Raw genomic sequence first — 18,873 nt, 5'->3', positions numbered from 1 at the left:
TGCAGCGCTATGCGACGGCTTGGGGAGTGTCTTGTGGGTCGATCCGCGCGGCATCCAAGTTGAAATCGCTTAGCAAATCCGTGAGATGCTTCGCCATCTCAGCCGTCTCGCGCGACATGCGACTGGACGTATCCACCATGTCCGTATTATGCGCGGCCAGCTCGTTCAGACGCGCGATATCGCGTGCGAGGTCATTCAAGCCGTCGGATTGCCGGGCCGATCCTTCTGCTAGACGCGCCAGAACCTGATCCACATTTGCAATCTCACCAGAAATGTCCTGCAAGGCGGCGCGGGCCTGATCGACCATGGTCACACCCTCGGTCACGTTGGCGCGGCTATCGTCGATCAATGTCTTGATCTCTTTGGCCGCATCGCCCGATCTGCGGGCCAATTCGCGCACTTCGGCGGCGACAACGGCAAAGCCGCGCCCGGCATCACCCGCGCGCGCCGCTTCGACCCCGGCATTGAGGGCCAATAGATTGGTCTGATGCGAGATTTCATCGATCATCGCCAGGACCCGCGCGATCTCTTGCGACGAGGTCGCGATCCGATCCATCGCCTCATTCGCCGCGGTCACCACCTGCGCAGAGCGGTCTACCGTTGATTTCGCGCTGCTGGCCATGTCCGAGGCATCCCGAACATTGGCGGCGTATTCATTCACCTCCCCGGACAGATTTGTGACCCGCCTATGGTTGGCTTGGATCGTCTCAACCTGTTGTGTGGTGCGGGTTTCAAGATCGGTGGCCGATTGCATCATCGCCTGAGCGCGAGCCCCCAGATCTTCGGCCGTGCGCGAGATGTCCAGCATCACAGCACGCAAGCGGGCGCTGGCACGGTTGAAGTCGTTTCGGATCGAATCGTATTCGGCATCAAGCGGAGTATCGAATTGCCGCGTCAGGTCGGCCTCTGCCAGGGCGGCGAGCCCATCCGTCATCAGGTCCACCACGCGTTGCGCTTTGCCAAGCAACTTGGCCTCATCGGCGGCCTTCAGATCAGCGGCCTCGCGCTGCATATTCAGCGTTTTGTGTTTAAAATCGTCAACGGCTTGCGCCATGTGTCCCACCTCATCGGCGCTATCGAGACCGGGGATCGCAACCTCCAACTCACCTTGGGTGAACTGCCGCACCGCGGCGGTCAGACGTTTGATGCGGTGGACCAGGTATTCGAAGGTCAAGATCGCCATCGCCAACGCCGCCAATACGGCCGCAACGGTAATGGCGAGTTTGATCCAGAACCACCGGTTCGCCGATACCAACCGGTCGGCCGCGCCGGAATTGACCTCGCGCAGCATCTCTGTCTCAAGCGCCCGCAAATGATCGATCCATGCCGTCGAGGCGGCAAACCAATCCTCGGCTGGCATGCCGATCATGCCATTGCCGAGCATCCCGAAATCAATCGTCTCGCGCAGGTCACTGACGGCCTCATGGGTCGGATGGGCCAAGAGGGCATCCAGGAAATCGGGATTTTGAGTGGCGATGGCAGCGCTTTGAAGCTGCGTCATCATCTCGGAGCGCAGCGACAAGAACGTGTTGAATGTGGTGGGGGGAAACACATCGCCGCCGAGCCCCGAGGCGCCGACGGCACGTTCATGGCCCGCGGCCTCTTTCGCGAAAGAAACCTGCAGCGCAACCTGCGCCCGCGCGCGAAGACCTGGATCGGAAATGCCCGCGACAACCGCCGATTGCGCCGTCAAAAGCGCATGGATAAGCTCGGTGTAATAGACATCCACCTGGGGCGCACTGGGATCGTAATCGTCAATCCGATCGCGCCAATCAGCCAACACATCAAGATGTTCTCGAAACTCTGCGCCCGCGCGTGGCGCCACCGCGAACAGCGCCGCCATCGAGATCACGTCATCGGACAAAGCGCCATCGACCACTTGGCGCTGCGCTGGCATTTCATCGGAGAAATTACTGCCGAAGGACGCGATGAAGCCGGTCGAAAAGCCCCGCTCCCGCTGAAATTCGTGGATCAATGTGCCCAGAACCGAAATCTGTTCCGACGCCGATTGCGCCGCGGCGGCTTGGCGGATGTCTTCCCGCAGCGACGACAATTCAAGCATCGCAAAGAAAAACAATGGCGCCAGCAATGGCGCGATCACCAAGACCATCCGGGTACGTAGTTTCATCGCCGCCGCTCTTCTCGCCCTAAACGCGACGGGTTATAGTGGCAAAACACCTAACGGAGCGTTGACGGGCTAGGCGAAAGCGTCGGGCTTGGCCTCTCGCGCCATGTGATCGAGGACGGCATTCACGAATTTCGGCTCGCGGCCTTCGGGGAAAAACGCCCGCGCCACGTCGACATATTCCGTGATCACAACCTTAGGCGGCGTGTTGGTCGCAACGAGTTCAGCACCGGCGGCCCGAAACAGGGCGCGCAAGGTGGGATCAATGCGGTCGATCGGCCATTTCGCCACCAGCGCCCGGTCGGTCATCTGATCGATCAACGCCTGCCGCTCAACAGCATCTTCGAGCGTTTTGCGAAACAGCGCGGGATCGCCCTCGGCCAATTCATCCCCATCGTAAACCGCGCCAAACCGGTGCGTCTCAAATTCCTGCCGGACCTTGTCGAGCGACAGCGCGGAATGCTCCATCTGGAACAGGGCCTGCACCGCGTAAAGCCGCGCGGCAGAGCGCATTTGACGGCGTTGATCGCGCGTCGGACCTTTAGGGTTTGCGTCACTCATGCCTGGGCCACACCGTCATCGGCAATCTCGATTGTCCCGCGCGGCTTGAACCCGATCCCACCCTTCGGCGCGCCATATTTCCGTGTCAAAGCAATCAGATGCAGCGCCGCCTCAGCGGCACCCCCCGCTGTGTTCAAGCGCTCCGCATCGGCGCGCTCTTCGGCTTGATCGCGGTTCTCGACGGTGATGATGCCATTGCCGATACACAGGCCCTGTAACCCAAGCATCGTCAGCGCCCGCGCGCTTTCATTCACCACCACGTCGTAGTGTGAGGTCGCGCCACGGATCACACAGCCCAGCGCAACAAACCCATCGAAATTCGACAGCCGGTTGATGATACCAATCGCCGTTGCAATCTCAAGAGAGCCCGGCACTTCAATCGTCTCATGGCTGACGCCGGCCTTTTCAAGCACCGCAGTTGCAGCCGCGATCTGCGCCTCGGAAATCGCGGTGTAATAGGGCGCGATCACAATGGCGATCTTTACCGGGTCGTCAAACCGCGGCAGTCCTAGATCGTTGTCGGAATGTCCAGCCATCTATCCAAGCTCCGAAATTTTGCGGGTGCCCACGATTTGCAGGCCGTAGGCGTCCAACCCCACGACCTTGGGCCGCGGGGAATTGGTCAACAGGATCATATCGGACAGGCCGAGCGAGCTGAGGATCTGCGCGCCGAGCCCATATTGCCGCAAGGTCTGCGGGCTGACCTCATCGCCCAGGACCAGTTTCATCGTCAGATCCCTGAGCAGAACCAGCACGCCGCGCCCCTCCTCGGCGATCATCTGCATCGCGTCGCCAAATTCCGCCGCGCGACCCTTTTGACCGACACCGACCACGTCCAGCAGCGGATCCATCGCATGCATGCGCACCAGAACCGGCTCGTCGCCGGAAATATCACCTTTGATCAATACGATATGCTCGGCACCCTGGGTTTCGTCGGTATAGATCCGCATCGTCCATTCGCCGCCGAACTCGCTTTGAATGGTGGTTTCATCGCGGATCTTCACCAGATTATCGTGCCGCCGGCGATAGGCGATCAGATCGCTGATCGTGCCGATTTTGAGGCCGTGGCGTTGGGCAAAGGCGATCAGATCCGGCAGCCGCGCCATCGACCCGTCTTCGTTCATGATCTCACAAATCACACCCGACGGGTTCAGCCCCGCCAGACGCGAGATGTCCACCGCGGCCTCCGTGTGGCCCGCGCGCACCAACACGCCGCCTTCGCGCGCACGGAGGGGAAAGACATGGCCCGGCGTCGCGATATCGGCAGCACCCTTTGACGCATCGATGGCCACCTGCACGGTGCGCGCCCGATCAGCGGCGGAAATCCCGGTTGTGACCCCCTCACGCGCCTCGATCGAGACGGTAAAGGCCGTCTCGTGACGCGAGGAATTGTTAGTCGACATCAGGGTCAGACCCAGTTGGGCAATCCGGTCACTGGTCATCGACAGGCAGATCAGGCCGCGCCCATGGGTCGCCATGAAGTTGATCACATCGGGTGTGGCCCATTGCGCCGGGATCACCAGATCACCCTCATTCTCCCGATCTTCGTGATCGATCAGAACGAACATCTTCCCGTTGCGCGCATCCTCCAGGATCTCATCGACCGAGGAAATCGCGTCGGACCAGTCCCGTTCAACGGGACCCGGCGTCTCGAATTGTTGGGCCATCGGCGACCTCATAGATGGGAACCTGCTGCGCGAGATAGCCCATGCCCCCGGCGATGGCCAGAGGCCGCTTGGATGCCGTTGCGGTCAATGCCCCGGCGCGAAGATCACATCCGGGTCCAACACACCTGCGAAATCCCCATGGACGGCCCATTCCCGCTCCAGCGCGGTTGCGGCGACAACGACAACACCGTCCGGGACGGCATGGGCGTCACGGGCCAGGCCGCGCAGGGTGTCGCGCGTTTCCCGCCAAGGCGTGAACAAGCCCGGCGCGCGCGCCGCGTGGTCCAGCACCTCCGGCAGGTTCGATATCGCAATCGGCGCGTGCAACGCCGCCAGACGCGCCGCCTGCCCATCGAGCGTGATCAGACGGTCTCGCACCGGATCGGACATCCGGGCATCCCGGCGCATCCCCAACGCATTGCTTGAAAACAGGAAGCCCACGATATCGCGGCCACTCACGGCGCGGATGGTGGCATAGGTCTTGTATGGCAGACCGAGCCGCTTCGCCCGGGCGACACGCAGGCGCACAACCTGCAACGGCAAGGTCGGCATCAGGTCATTGCGGGCCCGCTGCCACGCCACGCGTCGAAACCCCGCACCGGCCTGCAAACTCGGCCCCCGATTATGCCCAATCCCGCTCATTGCGCTCTACTCCATCCAACCCACAGCGGCCCGCGCCGCCTGCATTGCCGCATCTTCATCTGCAAATCCGCCGCCGCCAAGACCCAGATAACGCCAGCCATGGCCGTCTTCCGGATCGCGTCGGCATTCCGCCCAAGAAAAGGTCGCATCCGGGTCGCGCCGCACATCCACGCAGCGCTGGCCGGACCAGTCTTCGATCGAGCGGACAACCAAGGGTTTCATATCATGTCCAACGCCACACTGCCAAAACGCATCCGATCCCCAACTGCGCCGACGGGCAGGGGCGCGCCGGGGTGGGTGGGTGGGCGGCGCGCCCCTGCCCGTCGTTACGCTTTCCACTCCGCCAACCGCGCCACATAACGCGCCAGCGTATCAATCTCGAAATTCACCGCATCCCCGACCGAGGCCGCCCCCCAGCTCGTCACAGCCTTGGTATGGGGAATGATATTCACCCCGAACTCCGCCCCGTTCACATCGTTCACGGTCAAGCTTGTTCCGTTCAACGCGACAGAGCCCTTAGGCGCCACGAACTTCGCCAGATCGCCCGGCACCCGGAACACGAACCGGGTGCTGTCGCCCTCATCTTCCATCGAGACGATCTCGGCCACACCATCCACATGGCCCGATACGATATGCCCGCCCAATTCGTCGCCCACCTTCAGCGCGCGTTCCAGGTTCAGCCGCTGCCCAACCTGCCAGCCCGAATTGTCGCCATCCTCGCCGCCCACATTCGTTTTCGACACCGTCTCAGCCGAAATATCCACGTCAAACCAATCGGGTCCGATCCCCACAACGGTCAGGCAAACCCCGTCGCATGCGATCGAGGCCCCCATCTCGACCGTCGACATATCATAGCCCGTGCCGATCCGTGCCCGCAGATCCCCGCGGCGCTCCAGCGCCCGCACTTCGCCCAAATCCGTCACGATCCCGGTAAACATCGGCATTCTCCTTGCAGCAGGCCCATCCCTACAATCCGCAGACTTCCGAGGTCCAGCCCGACCAAAAGCATTTTGCTTTTGGAGCGATTTCGAGTCTAAGTCCAACACCACCTTTTGGACATCTGTGTCATGACGCGTCACACGGCAAATCGCCGCTTTTTGTTTCTGCAAGGCCCCCACGGCCCCTTCTTCGATCGTTTGGGCAAGATGCTGACGGCCGCTGGCGCCCGCAACTGGCGCGTTGGGTTCAACCGCGGGGACCAGGCGTTTTGGTCCAACCGCACCTCCTACATCCCCTATACCGACACTGCCGACGCCTGGCCCGCGCGCATAGCGGCATTGTTGCACGAACACGCCGTCACGGACCTTGTGCTCTATGGCGATACGCGGCCCATCCATGCCCAAGCCATCGCCGCCGCACGCACCCGTGGGATCACCATTCATGTCTTCGAGGAAGGGTATCTTCGGCCCTATTGGATCACCTATGAGCGGGGCGGCGCGAATGGGCATTCCCGGTTGATGACCACCGGTGTCGATCAGATGCGCCTGGCCTTGCAGGGCCTGGACCTCGACCTGCCCGATACGCCCGCAAAATGGGGCGACATGCGCCAGCATGTCTTCTATGGCGCTGCCTACCATTGGCTGGTCCTAACCGCCAATCACGCCTATCGCGGCTTTCAGCCCCACCGCGCGCTGAGCGTGCGGCAGGAATTTCACCTCTATCTCAAACGCCTGGCTCTGATGCCCTATTACTGGTTCGACCGGGTGCGGGCGACTTACGCGATCAAATCGGGCGGATTTCCGTATCACCTGGCCCTGTTGCAACTGGCCCATGATGCCAGCTTCACCCAACATGGCCCCTTCAAAACCATGGCCGAGTTTCTCGAGGTCCTGATCAGGGGGTTCGCCGACGGCGCGCCCACGCATCACCACTTGGTGTTCAAAACCCACCCGCTGGAGGATGGCCGCACCCCGATCCGGGCTGATATCCGGCGGCTGGCGCACCGCTACGGCGTCGCCGACAGGGTTCATTACGTGCGCGGTGGCAAGCTCGCACACCTGCTGAACGATGCGCGATCCGCCGTCACGGTGAACTCGACAGCGGCCCAACAGGCGCTTTGGCGCGGATTACCGCTCAAGGCGTTTGGGCAGGCCGTCTATCTCAAGCCCGAATTCGTCTCGGACCAATCCCTGGGCGCGTTTTTCCGAAATCCAACCCGCCCCGACAGCCGCGCTTATCGCGATTATCGCCATTATTTATTGGAAACTTCGCAGATCACCGGCAGCTACTACTCGGCGCGCGGACGACGCCAATTGCTGCGTCAGGTGGTCGACATGATCCTGGATGACCGCGACCCCTACGAGGCCCTGAATTCGGGGCAACCGGCACCAAGGCAACACTTGACCGCGGTGCGATAGGCCGGGGCTTTTCCGGCTATGGCTTTTTCGGTAGCGTCTCGTCAAAATAATAAGAACACCTCGGCAGTTTCAGGCGACAAGGAGCCCCCCGTGACATCGACGGTACCCCGTATCGCGCGCCTCAGCGCGCTTGGCGTGGTTATGTTGGCGCTTGTCGGATGTGATCTGACCAGCCGCCTGCTGCCATCCGCAGGCCCCACCCGCAATCAGATCTTCTCGGGCTCCGTCCAGCGCGAAGGCGATGCATTTGTGGTGGAGGTGAACCAACGCGTCACCTTGGCAACCGCGGTCGTACCGGCCTTGGGTTTTCCGCCCAGCCTGCTGAATGCAAGCGGGTCCAACACCGACATTATCCGCCCCGGCGATATGCTGACATTGACGGTGTATGAAAACGTCACCGATGGGTTGCTTGCCGGCGAAGGCGCGAATGCCTCGCAGCTCAGCACGCTGCAGGTGGACGAGTCGGGCTTCATCTTCATTCCCTATGCGGGCCGCATCCGCGCCGCGGGCAACACGCCCGAGGAATTGCGCGCCGTCATCACCCGCAATCTCGACGCGCAAACCCCTGATCCGCAGGTCATCGTCAGCCGCGAAACCGGCGATGGGGCCACCGTGGTCGTCTCGGGTGACGTCAATGCAGAAGGCGTCTATCCGATCGAGCGGCCGTCGCGGCGTTTGTCGGGGATGTTGGCCGCCGCCGGTGGCACAAGTGTCGACCGCGACATTGCCCGCGTCACCGTCTTGCGTGGCGGACAATCGGGCACGGTTTGGTACCAGGATATCTTCCGCGAACCCCATGCCGACATCGCCTTGCGGCCCGATGACCGCATTTTCGTGGAAGAAGACAGCCGCCGGTTCACCGCGCTCGGCGCAACGGGTGCGCAGACGGTAGTGCCCTTTGATGACCAGGTGATTTCGGCCATCGATGCCATTGCCTCGGTCGGCGGCCTCAACCCCAACCTCGCTGATCCCACGGGCGTCTTCGTCCTGCGCAATGAACCCGAAGACATCGCGCGGCTGGTGCTGGGCCGCGATGATCTGGTCGGCACGCAGCGGATGATCTATGTGCTGGATCTGACGGCCCCGACCGGCATGTTCGAGGCGCGCGATTTCACCATCCGCGACGGCGATACGGTGTACGTGACCTCGGCCCCGATCACACAGTTCAACAATGCGGTCTCGGCACTGACCGGCACATTGAGCCCCGTGAACCAGGTGATCGACGCGACAGACGGCAGCAGCTAATCGGTGGCGCCGTCCGGCGACAAACCTGCGCGCCGGGCGTTCCACTTCAATGCGGGCTTTCTGACCAATGCCCGCGTGCGCCGGATCCTGACATTGGCGGGCTTCGATCTGCGCATCGGCGCGCCAGGCCCCGACGACGACGTGCTGGTCTGGGGCCATTCGCCCTATGCCGCCCGCGGCGAGGCTGCGGCACAGGCCAGCGGCGCCAAGCTGATCCGCGTGGAGGATGCCTTCTTGCGCTCGGTTCATCCCGGCAGATCCGGCGAGCCGCCCCTGGGCTTGGTGATCGATCGATCCGGCCTCTATTTCGATGCATCCCGCCCATCGGATCTGGAAACGCTGCTGGCCACACATCCCTTCGACGACACCGCACTTTTGGACCGGGCGCGCGATGTGGCCGCCCGCATCGCCGAGGCGCATCTGGGCAAATACACTGCCTATGATCTAGGGATCGCGCCGCCGCATCCCGGTTTCGTGCTGCTGTTGGACCAAACCCGAGGCGATGCGTCGATCAAGCTGGGGGGCGCCAGCGCCGATAGTTTCGCCGAGGCGCTGACTTGGGCGCGCGAAGATCATCCCGACGCGCAGATCGTCATCAAAACCCATCCCGAGACGGTCGATGGCCACCGCCCCGGCCATTTCGACCCTGAGACGCTGCCGCCAAATGTGGTGCTTGAGGATCGCCCGATCTCGCCCTGGCGTCTGTTCGACCATGCGCGCGCCGTCTACACCGTCACATCCCAGGCGGGGTTCGAAGCCATCCTGGCGGGCCACAAGCCCGTGACCTTCGGCGTTCCGTTCTATGCCGGATGGGGGCTGACCGATGATCGGCGCCAGATCCCCGCCCGTCGGCAGCGCAAGCTGACCCGCGCGCAACTGGTAGCGGGCGCGCTGCTGCTCTATCCGACGTGGTACGATCCCTATCACGACGCGTTGGGCCGGGCCGAAGATAGCCTTGGCGCGCTGGAGGCGATGACCCGCGCCTGGCGCGAGGACCGGGGCGGTTTTGTCGCCGTCGGCATGCGCAGCTGGAAGCGCGGGCCGATACGCGCCGCTTTCGGGGGGGCTGCGGCCCGGCGGCTCGGTCGCAAACATGACCCCGCCATACGGTTTGAGGACCGGCCCGCCGAAGCCGCCGCCGATGGCCGCCCTGTCCTGGTCTGGGCAAGCCGCGACACCCCAGCATTGCAGCAGGCCTGCGCCGCCGAAAGTCGCCCTCTGTGGCGGGTGGAGGATGGGTTCCTGCGCTCTCGGGGGTTGGGGGCCAATCTGGTCCCGCCCCTGTCGCTGGCGGTGGATGATCTGGGGATCTACTACGATCCCAGCCGCCCCAGCCGACTGGAAGAATTGATTGCCGACGCGGCCACCCTGCCCGCCAAACGGCTGGATCGGGCCGAGCGATTGATCCAAACCCTGCGCCGCACCGGCTTGACGAAATACAACCTGACCGGCGCCGCGATGGCGGATATCCCGCAAGATCGCACTGTGATCCTTGTGCCCGGTCAGGTCGAAGACGACGCCGCCATGCGGCTCGGTGCCGGTGAGGTGGCGACGAATGATGGGCTTTTGCAAACCGCAAGGCGGCTGCATCCGACGGCTTGGTTGATCTATAAACCGCATCCCGATGTGGAAGCGGGGCTGCGCCCCGGAGCGCTTCGCGATCCATCGCTGGCCGATCATATCGCCGCTGGCACGGATGCCGACAGCGCCTTGCGGCGCGCTGATCATGTCATCACCATCACGTCCGCCATCGGGTTCGAAGCGCTGATCCGCGGCGTACCGGTGACCACACTGGGCGCAGCGTTTTATGCTGGTTGGGGGTTAACACAAGATCTGGGTCCGGTGCCGGAACGGCGCCTTGCTCGCCCGTCTTTGGCCGCCTTGGTCCATGCCGCCCTGATCGTCTATCCGCGCTACACCGACCCCGTGACGGGCCGTCCCTGCCCTATCGAAGTGGCCATCTCTCGGCTTGTCTCAGGGGAGGGGTTGGAAGCTCAATCGCGCCTCCGTCTCCTGGCAAAGCTCCAAAGGCAACTTCGGGCCTTTGCTTGGCTATGGCGGCGGTGAATTATGGTTTGTCAATCTGATCGACCATTCTTCACAGGCTTATCCACAGAAATATATCCTTAATCAGACTCGCAGCGTTTTCGACGCCAGAGGCTTAACCCATCACCTGCCACGCTCTGCGCCGCGATCAGGTCAAAGTCAGGCGCCTCTGACAGCGCGGCAATCCCCATGGCACCCACGGCCGGTACGCCCTCGGCCCCGAGGATCAGACCGCCGGAGAACACGGCCAATCGGTCCACCAAGTCCCCCGCCAAAAGTGCCGCGGCCAACGTCCCACCGCCCTCGCAGAAGATCCGCGTCAGACCGCGGGCGGCAAGTGACTGCATCGCATCGGCAAGGTCCACCTGTCCCCCCGAACCGGTGGCGCATTCGATCAGCGTGGCGCCCGTCGCCGCCCAGGCGACCCGAGCCGCGTCCGGCGCGTCCGGACCATGCAGCAGCCAAACCGGCACCTCCCGCGCGGTGCGGCCCAACACGCTGTCCACCGGCAGATCCAACCGGCGCGAAATGACAATGCGCACCGGTTGCCGTGTGATCCCCATATCGCGCACCGTCAGCGACGGATCATCCGCCCGGGCCGTGCCCGCACCGACCAGGACCGCATCATGATTGGCGCGCATCCCGTGCACCAGGCGGCGCGCTCCGGACCCTGTGATCCACTGGCTTTCGCCGCTGGCCGTCGCAATGCGACCATCCAGTGATGTCGCAATCTTCAGGGTGAGCATCGGGCGACCCCGTTTGATCGTGCTGAAAAATCCGCAATGCGCCTCGGTGGCCTCCGCCGCCATGACCCCAAGCTCCACGTCAATGCCGGCGTCCCGCAACCGCGCGATCCCCGCGCCCGCGACCTGCGGATTGGGATCCTCGCACGCCACGACAATTCGCGCGACACCCGCGGCGATCAACGCATCGGCGCAGGGCCCGGTCTGTCCGTGATGGCTACAGGGTTCCAAGGTGACATAGGCCGTGGCGCCCCGCGCGGCATCGCCCGCCTGTGCGAGGGCAATGACCTCCGCATGGGGGCGGCCACCGGTCGCGGTGCTCCCGCGCCCCACAACGCGCCCATCCTTCACCAACACACAACCAACTGCGGGATTTGGCCAGACACGACCCAGCCCGCGCGCGCCCAAAGCCAGGGCAACCCGCATCCAGCGCGCGTCAGATCCCATCTTAACTGTCGGTGGTTACGTCCGGCGGCCGAAGCTCCGCCAGGAAATCTTCGAAATCACCCTCGGCCTGGAAGTTCTTGTAGACCGACGCGAAGCGGACATAGGCAACGGTGTCGATCGCCGCCAAACGCTCCATCACGATCTCACCAATGGTTTTTGACGGAATATCCGTCTCTCCCAGGCTTTCCAGCCGCCGCACCATGCCCGAGATCATCTGATCAACGCGCTCGGGCTCAACCGGGCGTTTCTGCAACGCGATCCGGATCGAGCGCTCAAGCTTGTCGCGGTCAAAATCCTCTCGCTTGCCGCTTGATTTGATCACAACCAGATCGCGCAATTGCACGCGTTCATAGGTCGTGAAGCGACCCGCACAGGCGGGACAAAACCGCCGCCGCCGGATCGCCACATGATCCTCGGCAGGCCGAGAATCCTTCACCTGAGTGTCCACATTTCCGCAAAATGGGCAGCGCATCGCCGCATTCTCCTGTCCCTGGTCGCGCGAAGGAATGCCGTCGCGCCTGCCTCAATTTTGGGGCTTATGCCCGCTTATCCACAGGTACTATACGGAGACACCAGCCGGTTGGGTAGGGGCAAATCACGGCCACAGCATCTAGGTGTTGCGCCGCGGTCGCTGCGCCGGATCAGATGGCCTGAAACAGGGCGGCCACCCGGCGCCGATGCTGCGCATCGCGGTGTTCGACCAGGTAGATCCCCTGCCAGGTTCCCAAGCGCATCCGGCCCGCCGCAACCGGGATCTGCACCGACACGGGCAAGACGGCCGCCTTGATATGCGCGGGCATGTCATCGGGCCCTTCGGCCACATGGGTCAGCCAATCCATGCCCCGCGGCACGAAACGGTCCAAGAACCCCAAAAGATCGACCTGCACGTCAGGATCGGCATTTTCCTGGATCAGCAGCGAGGCCGAGGTGTGGCGCACCATCAGGGTCAGAAGACCATCCGCGCCATCCGGCAGCCACCCCGCAACCTCGCGTGTGACCTCATACATCCCGACACCCCGTGTCGCGATTTCAAATTCCGTCTGCACCCGCACCTCCTTCACCAAGATAGCACCAACATCAGCCACAGGCGCCGCCTGAGCGCCAGGGCGCAGCCCGACGGCGCGAGACAAACACATGCGCGGCACGCGCGCATTTCAGTCAGAGGTCACCCCGCGCCCCAGTTCGGTCAGGCGGTAGACCCCCACCGACACTTTCTCGAACCACCCATAATGATTGTCACGCATGATCGTCGTCGCCCGGGCCACACCCGTGGCCTTGGCCACCTCTGCGCCTTTTGCCTGCCCCGCCACAGCCAGAAACTCCGCGCAGAGCGTGGCCTCTTGCCGATACGCCGTCACCCGTGCCCCGCGCATGCCGCCCAGATTCGGGTCGCCATCCCGCCGGTCGAATTCCGACAACAGCGCGCGTCGTCGCCGCGGCATTTTGCGCGGCGCATAGGGCCCCGGGTCGCACCGCCGCTCGATCCGCCCCGCACTCACATCCACCACCAGCAAGCCCAGGCCAAGCCGCCGCGCCAGTTTCACATTGTCGCGCAAAGCCTTCAGCCAGGGCCGTCCCTTGCCCCGTGCCACCGCCACATAAACGCTGTCGCAGACCGACAAACGCGCGATCGCCTGGTGGAACAGTGCCAGCGAAAAGCCCCGCTTCAACTCCACCACAACCATATCCCCGTCCGGGCTCAGGCCGACCACATCCGCCGGGCCGATCTCGGCCTTCACGTCAAAGCCCAATTGCTCCAGATAGGCCTTCACGGGCGGATAAAGGTCGGTCTCACGCATTGCCGCGATCCTATGCCGAAGCGGTCCAAACGGGAATCCCCTGATTCCCGGGTTGACACCCCGCCCCACCCTTCGTATTGCCACCCGCAGATTTCCGGGCGTGGGACTATTCCTACGCCCTTTTGGTTTCCGACCCGCCAGCGCGCCGCACCGCCGCAGATCCGAAGGGTCGAGATGTGAGAGGATAGAACCATGTCGCGCGTTTGCGAATTGACCGGCAAAGGCCCGATGACGGGCAACAACGTAAGCCACGCCAACAACAAGACCAAGCGTCGCTTCCTGCCCAATCTGACCGAGGTCACCCTTGGCTCGGACGTGCTGGATCGTCGTTTTCGGCTGCGGATCTGCAATGCGGCCCTGCGCACGGTCGATCACCGCGGGGGCCTGGATGCGTTCATGGCCAAGGCCAAAGACGCAGAGCTCAGCCCAAAGGCGCTGAAAATCAAGAAAGAGATCACAAAGGCGCAGGCCGCCCAGGCCTGAACCGCCGCACCGATCCATCTGAAAGGCCCTGCCGGGAGATCTCCTGAGCGGGGCTTTTTTATGCCCACAGGGCCGCACGCGCTTTCAGTCGCCCCGTGAAGCTGCCAGACTGACTTGGCAATCGCCTTCGGAGCTGATCCCATGTCCATGCGCCTCGACTATCCCGCGATCAATGCGCCTGCGATCAAAAGCATGCTCGCCGCGAAGTCCCATATGGGCACGATTGCAAAAGGCCTGCGCGCGGTAATCGAACTTCGGGTCTCGCAAATCAACGGCTGCCGATATTGCATCCGCCTGCATCGCGACGAGGCCCTGGCCGCAGGCGAAGCTGACGCACGCCTCGCCGCGCTGGCCACATGGCGGGACAATCCGCTTTTTGATGCGGCAGAGCAGGCCGCGCTTGCATGGGCGGAAACGGTGACCAAGATTACCGAGCGCGGCGCGCCCGATCCCGTCTATAACGCACTTCAAAAGCATTTCTCGGCCGAACAGATCGTCGATCTGACCCTGATCATCGCGCAGATGAATGCGTGGAACCGGCTCGCCATCAGCTTTGAGACACCTTAGCGCCGTCGCGCGCGTGCCTTTTGCCGCAGGACGGATATCCAAAGACCGCTATAGTGCACATGATATGATCCGCCGCCTGATCCCCATCGCGTTTTTGGCCATTGTGCTGGTCGTCACCAGCCTGGCCGCGACCATAGCGCAAACGCGTATGGTTGCGGCGGGGGTGTTTTGTGGGCCGGGATCGACCGCAATCCTGTTGGACGCCACGGGCCTTCCGATCCTTGACGCCGAGGGCCAAGCCATCGCGGCACCAGATTGCCTGGCCTGCCATTTGCACGGCGTTGCCGCACCGGCCCCGATGCCCTTTCTGCAACCGCCGGCCTCGCTCGGCGCAGCATTGCCGGTCTCACATGTCCTGAACCAAACTCATCCTATGGTCACGCTGGGTGGCCAGGCCCGCGCGCCCCCTATGCGCCGGTTGGCCTGAATCGACCCCAATTGACCTGGATAGAGAGATCCCTAAAATGACACGCAAATATGCTTTGTTCGCCGCCGCCCTTGCCATTCTGCCGGGGGGCGCCTCAGCCCATATGGTCATCGAAGATGCCTATGCCCGCGCCTCCAGCCCCGTGGCCCAAACCGGCGCCGCCTTCATGACCATTTTCAACCATTCCGAGATGGATGACCGCCTGATCGGCGTCACCTCCGCAGCGGCGGATCGCCTGGAACTGCATACGCATATCCAAGATACAGGCGGCGTGATGCGTATGGTCGAGGTCGAAGACGGCTTTGCCATTGCCGCCGGTGAAACCATCGCGCTGCAACGCGGTGGCCTGCATGTCATGCTGCTTGGCCTGACCGAGCCGCTGGTTCAGGGCGAAGAGATCGAGATCACCTTTACCTTCGAACATGCCGATCCGGTCACCCACGTGATCACCATCGACAATGAACGCCAACCCGCGGCCCATGGTGGCCATGGCGATCATGGTGGCGGTCATGGCCACGGGCACGGGGATCACTCCACCCATACAGACGGCTAAACCGATCGGGCAGCGGCCCCGTCCCAAAGTGGCGGGGCCATGGGCTGCCCGTTACGCCGCGGACAGCAACGTCTCGCTGGTGGTCCACAAACGCTCCGCCTCTTCATCGCTGCAGGCATGCGCATCGACGCCCATATAGCGCGCATAGGGGCTGTCCGGGTCCGACGGCGCCGCGATATTGCAATCCTCGCAATAGACACCGGCTTTGCCCGCCAAATCCGCCGCGGTCGCAGCCCAGAGCGTGGTCGAACAGCCCTGCTCCGGGGTCTTGAACCCCTCTTTGGCCAGTTCCGACGGTTCGCCATCCTCGCCAAGCCATCCCAGCGCGATCATCTCTTCCTTCGGCAAATGCCGTTGCAGCGGCGTGAAGATCCCGCCGGGATGCACCGAAAACGCGGAGCCGCCGCTGTCTTTCAAGCGACGCGACAGCCCATTTGCAAACAGCGCATTCGCCGTCTTCGCCTGGCCATAGGCGATCCACTTGTCGTAGTCGGTCTGCGTGAACTGAATATCGTCCCAGCGGATGCCTGACAGCTTATGGCCCGTCGAGGACAGCGCCACCACACGCGCGCCGTCGGCCTCTTGCAGCGCGGGCATCAGCGCCTGGGTCAGGGCGAAATGGCCCATATGGCAGATCCCGAATTGCGATTCCCAACCCGGCCCGACCCGCGCTTCGGGACAGGCCATGATACCCGCATTGTTGATCAGCAGATCCAGATGATCGACATCGTTGATCACATCCGCCGCGAACCGCTGGACAGAGGCGATATCGGCCAGATCCATCGCCGCGGTGCTGACCTCGCCCGGCATATCGGCCAAGCTGTCCGCGGCTTTCTGCGGCGAGCGCACCGGCACGATGACCTTGACGCCTTCGGCCGCCAGGGCGCGGACCGTTTCCAAGCCGATCCCGCTATAGCCGCCGGTCACAACGGCGGTTTTGCCCGCCAGGTCGATCGCCTCCAACACCTCTTTTCCGGTGCTTTTGGCATGGAACTGGGATTGCAGGGGAACTTGGTCGCTTTTGGCCATGGCTGGGCTCCTTGAAAAACGTGCAGGGCCCGAGCTTGACCCATGCGTCCGGGACTGGAAAGGCCGAAGGCTACATCAACGGCGCTGCGCTGCTTTGTGCCGTAAACACGCGGATGAAATCGCCGGGCGAGGAACCGGCCCAATAGACCCAAAGCCGATGCGGGTCGGCCTGATCGATCCAGACCTGATCACCGCGCTCCAGCCCGCGCAATTCCAGGCTGATATAGGTGACCGAGGTATTGGCCAGGAAATCCGTCGCGGCCATCGTGTCCTGAAACGCGGCGACGCCCAAGATCGGCGCGTCGAAATCGACATAGCCGTATTGGATACCGTTGATGGAATCGAAAAAAACGTAGTGGCTGGCAACGATGCTGCCCGCGGGCACGAACCCGCGCCCATCGGGGCTGATATCGACGCGGATCGGTTCGATCAGGGTGATGTTCTGATCCTCGTCGAACGCATAGAGATCGTCCGTGTCGAAAGTGTCGGCTCCGACCGCAAACCCGTCGGCGGGGTCCAGCTTGACGAAGGCGCCCGACCCGGATTGCTGAACTATGCCGCCACCCAGGACGAATGCCTGCGCGGGAAACGCGAAGAAAGCGGCCCAAAGCGCAGTTAAACAAGGTCGGATCAGTGCCATAATCTAGGATCCAGCCGATCCGGGCGCCTCAGGGCCCAACACCTCAGCGACCCAGGCCGGGACAACATGTGTGGCAGGCCCTGTGATCACCCGGTCAAACTGCCCACCCGACCGTTCCAGGTTGATCTCAAGCGTCGTCGCACCCGCCCGGCGGGCGTCTTGCACAAAACCTGCCGCCGGATAGACCTCGCCCGATGTTCCGATCGCGACGAACAGGTCGCAGTCCTGCAAAGCCACGCCGATCCGCTCCATGTGGTAGGGGATTTCACCGAACCACACGATGTCCGGGCGACAGGGGCCGCTGCCGCACTCCCGACAGGTGTCATCGACCGCCATCGCGCGCGGCGCGGGCCAGGTCGCCCCGCAGGCGGCGCAGAGGGCCCGCATCAACTCGCCATGCATGTGGATGACGCCCGTCGCGCCCGCGCGTTCGTGCAGATCGTCGACATTCTGGGTCACGATCAGCGCACCCGCGGCCTCCAGCCGCGCAAGCGCGCCATGGGCCGCGTTGGGTGCCGCCGCCAGCGCATTGGCCCGGCGGGCATTGTAGAAATCATGGACCTTGGCAGGATCGGCTGCGAACCCTTCGGGCGTGGCGACCTCAGCCAGGTCGTATTTGGTCCACAGCCCGTCTTTGTCCCGGAATGTCCCAAGCCCGCTTTCGGCTGAGACCCCCGCCCCGGTCAGAACCACGATGCGCGGCATCACCCGGTGCAGCGCTGTTCCGCCAGCGTGGAGAATTGGCGCCAGGCCTGCCACATCTCTTCATCGCGGCGGCGGTCCGATTGACGCACATCCTGTGCCCGCTGCGGATCGTCAAACCACCGCGCGCCTTCGCGGATCTGGCCACGCGACAGGGTGGCGTCGGCAACGCCGCCAATACACGAACACAGCGCCCGAGATGAGCCTCCGTCCGACGCATTGCACGCCCGCTCAATCGCATTGGCACTGGCCATGGTCGGAAGAACGAAAAATGCCGCACACACGGCCAAAGACAATCGGTTCATTGAAACAACCTCGATCAAATGCGGGTCTGACGCCCAGTTCTGCTCCCTTCCCAAATATGCCACCAGCCCCAACCGGTCAATTCACGGTTCGCGGATCTGCCGGGTCAGCTTTTCGCCGGGATCTGGACGGTCATTTCCAACTCAATCTGGAACTCGGGCGCCGCCAAAGCCGCAACACCAATCCCCGTCAAAGACGGTTGTGCACCCTCAAAGAAGTCCAGCATCGGTGGCATCATCGCCTCTAACCGCTCAGGCGTTAGGTCTGTCACATAGGCCCGCGCCATCACGATGTTTTCGGGCCCCGCATTAATCGCATCCAATGCGGCGCGGGCATTTTGCGCCACGATGCGGGCCTGTTCGGCAAGATCCTCGGGCACTGGCGATCCATCTGCGGCAAGCGCGACCTGTCCGGAAATGAAGGCCAGCCGACCGGCCTCGAACACCGAGATCTGCGAATAACCGATGGACGCCGCATCGGGCAGTGTGGGTGGGTTCAGCCGTACGATTTGATGGGTCATCTGCGTCATCCTTACGC

General features: G+C 63.1%; 23 protein-coding genes. 7 read left to right on the top strand and 16 right to left on the bottom strand.

The features are described 5' to 3' along the window. Nucleotides 1-7: 7 nt before the first annotated feature. From V8J82_RS12040 to V8J82_RS12010, 7 genes are all read right to left on the bottom strand, one after another. Nucleotides 8-2,128, bottom strand: a complete 2,121-nt coding sequence (locus V8J82_RS12040; RefSeq protein WP_339975589.1) for a methyl-accepting chemotaxis protein — start codon at nt 2,126-2,128, stop codon at nt 8-10. A gap of 69 nt (nt 2,129-2,197) precedes the next feature. Then, nucleotides 2,198-2,686: a transcription antitermination factor NusB gene (gene nusB, locus V8J82_RS12035; protein WP_339975588.1), complete on the bottom strand. Its 489-nt coding sequence runs from the start codon at nt 2,684-2,686 to the stop codon at nt 2,198-2,200. Further along, complete coding sequence (locus tag V8J82_RS12030) at nt 2,683-3,222, bottom strand: 6,7-dimethyl-8-ribityllumazine synthase (protein WP_339975587.1); 540 nt, start codon at nt 3,220-3,222, stop codon at nt 2,683-2,685. The genes nusB and V8J82_RS12030 overlap by 4 nt, the downstream gene beginning before the upstream one ends. Continuing rightward, nucleotides 3,223-4,353, bottom strand: coding sequence for a 3,4-dihydroxy-2-butanone-4-phosphate synthase (gene ribB, locus V8J82_RS12025; protein ID WP_339975586.1), 1,131 nt, complete (start codon nt 4,351-4,353; stop codon nt 3,223-3,225). It abuts the gene before it with no gap. Between the two features lie 84 nt (nt 4,354-4,437). Beyond that, the gene (locus tag V8J82_RS12020) at nt 4,438-4,995 is read right to left on the bottom strand and encodes a hypothetical protein (protein WP_339975585.1); all 558 of its coding nucleotides are present in this window, start codon (nt 4,993-4,995) and stop codon (nt 4,438-4,440) included. A 6-nt stretch (nt 4,996-5,001) separates the two neighbouring features. Then, a complete protein-coding gene (locus V8J82_RS12015; protein WP_339975584.1) occupies nt 5,002-5,217 on the bottom strand; it encodes a hypothetical protein in 216 nt (71 codons plus the stop codon). A gap of 104 nt (nt 5,218-5,321) precedes the next feature. Then, nucleotides 5,322-5,933, bottom strand: a complete 612-nt coding sequence (locus V8J82_RS12010; RefSeq protein ID WP_339975583.1) for a riboflavin synthase — start codon at nt 5,931-5,933, stop codon at nt 5,322-5,324. A gap of 129 nt (nt 5,934-6,062) precedes the next feature. On the opposite strand from V8J82_RS12010, the gene V8J82_RS12005 reads away from it, so the two are divergent. The 3 genes from V8J82_RS12005 (at nt 6,063) to V8J82_RS11995 (ending at nt 10,664) form a co-directional block, all read left to right on the top strand. Beyond that, nucleotides 6,063-7,352 (top strand): capsule polysaccharide biogenesis protein, encoded by a 1,290-nt coding sequence (locus V8J82_RS12005; protein WP_339975582.1) that lies wholly within the window; start codon nt 6,063-6,065, stop codon nt 7,350-7,352. Nucleotides 7,353-7,442: 90 nt separating this feature from the next. Further along, entirely contained in the window at nt 7,443-8,597 is a 1,155-nt protein-coding gene (locus tag V8J82_RS12000) for a polysaccharide biosynthesis/export family protein (protein ID WP_439650058.1), read from the top strand. A 3-nt stretch (nt 8,598-8,600) separates the two neighbouring features. Next, entirely contained in the window at nt 8,601-10,664 is a 2,064-nt protein-coding gene (locus V8J82_RS11995; protein ID WP_339975581.1) for a capsule polysaccharide biogenesis protein, read from the top strand. A 59-nt stretch (nt 10,665-10,723) separates the two neighbouring features. On the opposite strand, the gene ribD is transcribed toward V8J82_RS11995, so the two are convergent. From ribD to V8J82_RS11975, 4 genes are all read right to left on the bottom strand, one after another. Then, a complete protein-coding gene (ribD, locus tag V8J82_RS11990) occupies nt 10,724-11,833 on the bottom strand; it encodes a bifunctional diaminohydroxyphosphoribosylaminopyrimidine deaminase/5-amino-6-(5-phosphoribosylamino)uracil reductase RibD (RefSeq protein ID WP_339975580.1) in 1,110 nt (369 codons plus the stop codon). Between the two features lies 1 nt (nt 11,834). Beyond that, complete coding sequence (nrdR, locus tag V8J82_RS11985; protein ID WP_339975579.1) at nt 11,835-12,305, bottom strand: transcriptional regulator NrdR; 471 nt, start codon at nt 12,303-12,305, stop codon at nt 11,835-11,837. Nucleotides 12,306-12,474: 169 nt separating this feature from the next. Then, complete coding sequence (locus tag V8J82_RS11980) at nt 12,475-12,879, bottom strand: secondary thiamine-phosphate synthase enzyme YjbQ (protein WP_339975578.1); 405 nt, start codon at nt 12,877-12,879, stop codon at nt 12,475-12,477. A gap of 108 nt (nt 12,880-12,987) precedes the next feature. Next, the gene (locus V8J82_RS11975; RefSeq protein WP_339975577.1) at nt 12,988-13,632 is read right to left on the bottom strand and encodes a DUF2161 family putative PD-(D/E)XK-type phosphodiesterase; all 645 of its coding nucleotides are present in this window, start codon (nt 13,630-13,632) and stop codon (nt 12,988-12,990) included. A gap of 192 nt (nt 13,633-13,824) precedes the next feature. Between V8J82_RS11975 and rpmB the strand changes: the two genes are divergently transcribed. The 4 genes from rpmB to V8J82_RS11955 all read left to right on the top strand — a co-directional run bounded on the left by rpmB (nt 13,825) and on the right by V8J82_RS11955 (nt 15,662). Next, nucleotides 13,825-14,115, top strand: a complete 291-nt coding sequence (gene rpmB / locus V8J82_RS11970) for a 50S ribosomal protein L28 (RefSeq protein WP_339975576.1) — start codon at nt 13,825-13,827, stop codon at nt 14,113-14,115. Between the two features lie 141 nt (nt 14,116-14,256). Beyond that, complete coding sequence (locus V8J82_RS11965; RefSeq protein ID WP_339975575.1) at nt 14,257-14,682, top strand: carboxymuconolactone decarboxylase family protein; 426 nt, start codon at nt 14,257-14,259, stop codon at nt 14,680-14,682. A gap of 64 nt (nt 14,683-14,746) precedes the next feature. After that, nucleotides 14,747-15,109: a hypothetical protein gene (locus V8J82_RS11960; RefSeq protein WP_339975574.1), complete on the top strand. Its 363-nt coding sequence runs from the start codon at nt 14,747-14,749 to the stop codon at nt 15,107-15,109. 37 nt (nt 15,110-15,146) lie between these two features. Beyond that, entirely contained in the window at nt 15,147-15,662 is a 516-nt protein-coding gene (locus tag V8J82_RS11955) for a copper chaperone PCu(A)C (RefSeq protein WP_339975573.1), read from the top strand. Nucleotides 15,663-15,713: 51 nt separating this feature from the next. Here the strand turns inward: V8J82_RS11955 and V8J82_RS11950 are convergent, their stop codons facing one another. The 5 genes from V8J82_RS11950 to V8J82_RS11930 all read right to left on the bottom strand — a co-directional run bounded on the left by V8J82_RS11950 (nt 15,714) and on the right by V8J82_RS11930 (nt 18,856). Further along, complete coding sequence (locus tag V8J82_RS11950; protein WP_339975572.1) at nt 15,714-16,691, bottom strand: oxidoreductase; 978 nt, start codon at nt 16,689-16,691, stop codon at nt 15,714-15,716. Between the two features lie 70 nt (nt 16,692-16,761). Beyond that, complete coding sequence (locus V8J82_RS11945; RefSeq protein WP_339975571.1) at nt 16,762-17,331, bottom strand: hypothetical protein; 570 nt, start codon at nt 17,329-17,331, stop codon at nt 16,762-16,764. 3 nt (nt 17,332-17,334) lie between these two features. Then, nucleotides 17,335-18,036, bottom strand: coding sequence for an NAD-dependent deacylase (locus V8J82_RS11940; RefSeq protein ID WP_339975569.1), 702 nt, complete (start codon nt 18,034-18,036; stop codon nt 17,335-17,337). After that, on the bottom strand, nt 18,036-18,338 hold the full coding sequence (locus V8J82_RS11935) for a hypothetical protein (protein ID WP_339975567.1): 303 nt from the start codon (nt 18,336-18,338) through the stop codon (nt 18,036-18,038). The genes V8J82_RS11940 and V8J82_RS11935 overlap by 1 nt, the downstream gene beginning before the upstream one ends. Nucleotides 18,339-18,442: 104 nt before the next feature. Further along, nucleotides 18,443-18,856 (bottom strand): RidA family protein, encoded by a 414-nt coding sequence (locus V8J82_RS11930; protein WP_339975565.1) that lies wholly within the window; start codon nt 18,854-18,856, stop codon nt 18,443-18,445. Nucleotides 18,857-18,873: the final 17 nt, after the last annotated feature.

Source organism: Gymnodinialimonas mytili (assembly GCF_037544085.1).
Lineage (GTDB): Bacteria > Pseudomonadota > Alphaproteobacteria > Rhodobacterales > Rhodobacteraceae > Gymnodinialimonas > Gymnodinialimonas mytili.
This window is presented reverse-complemented; position numbering and strand designations above follow the sequence as displayed.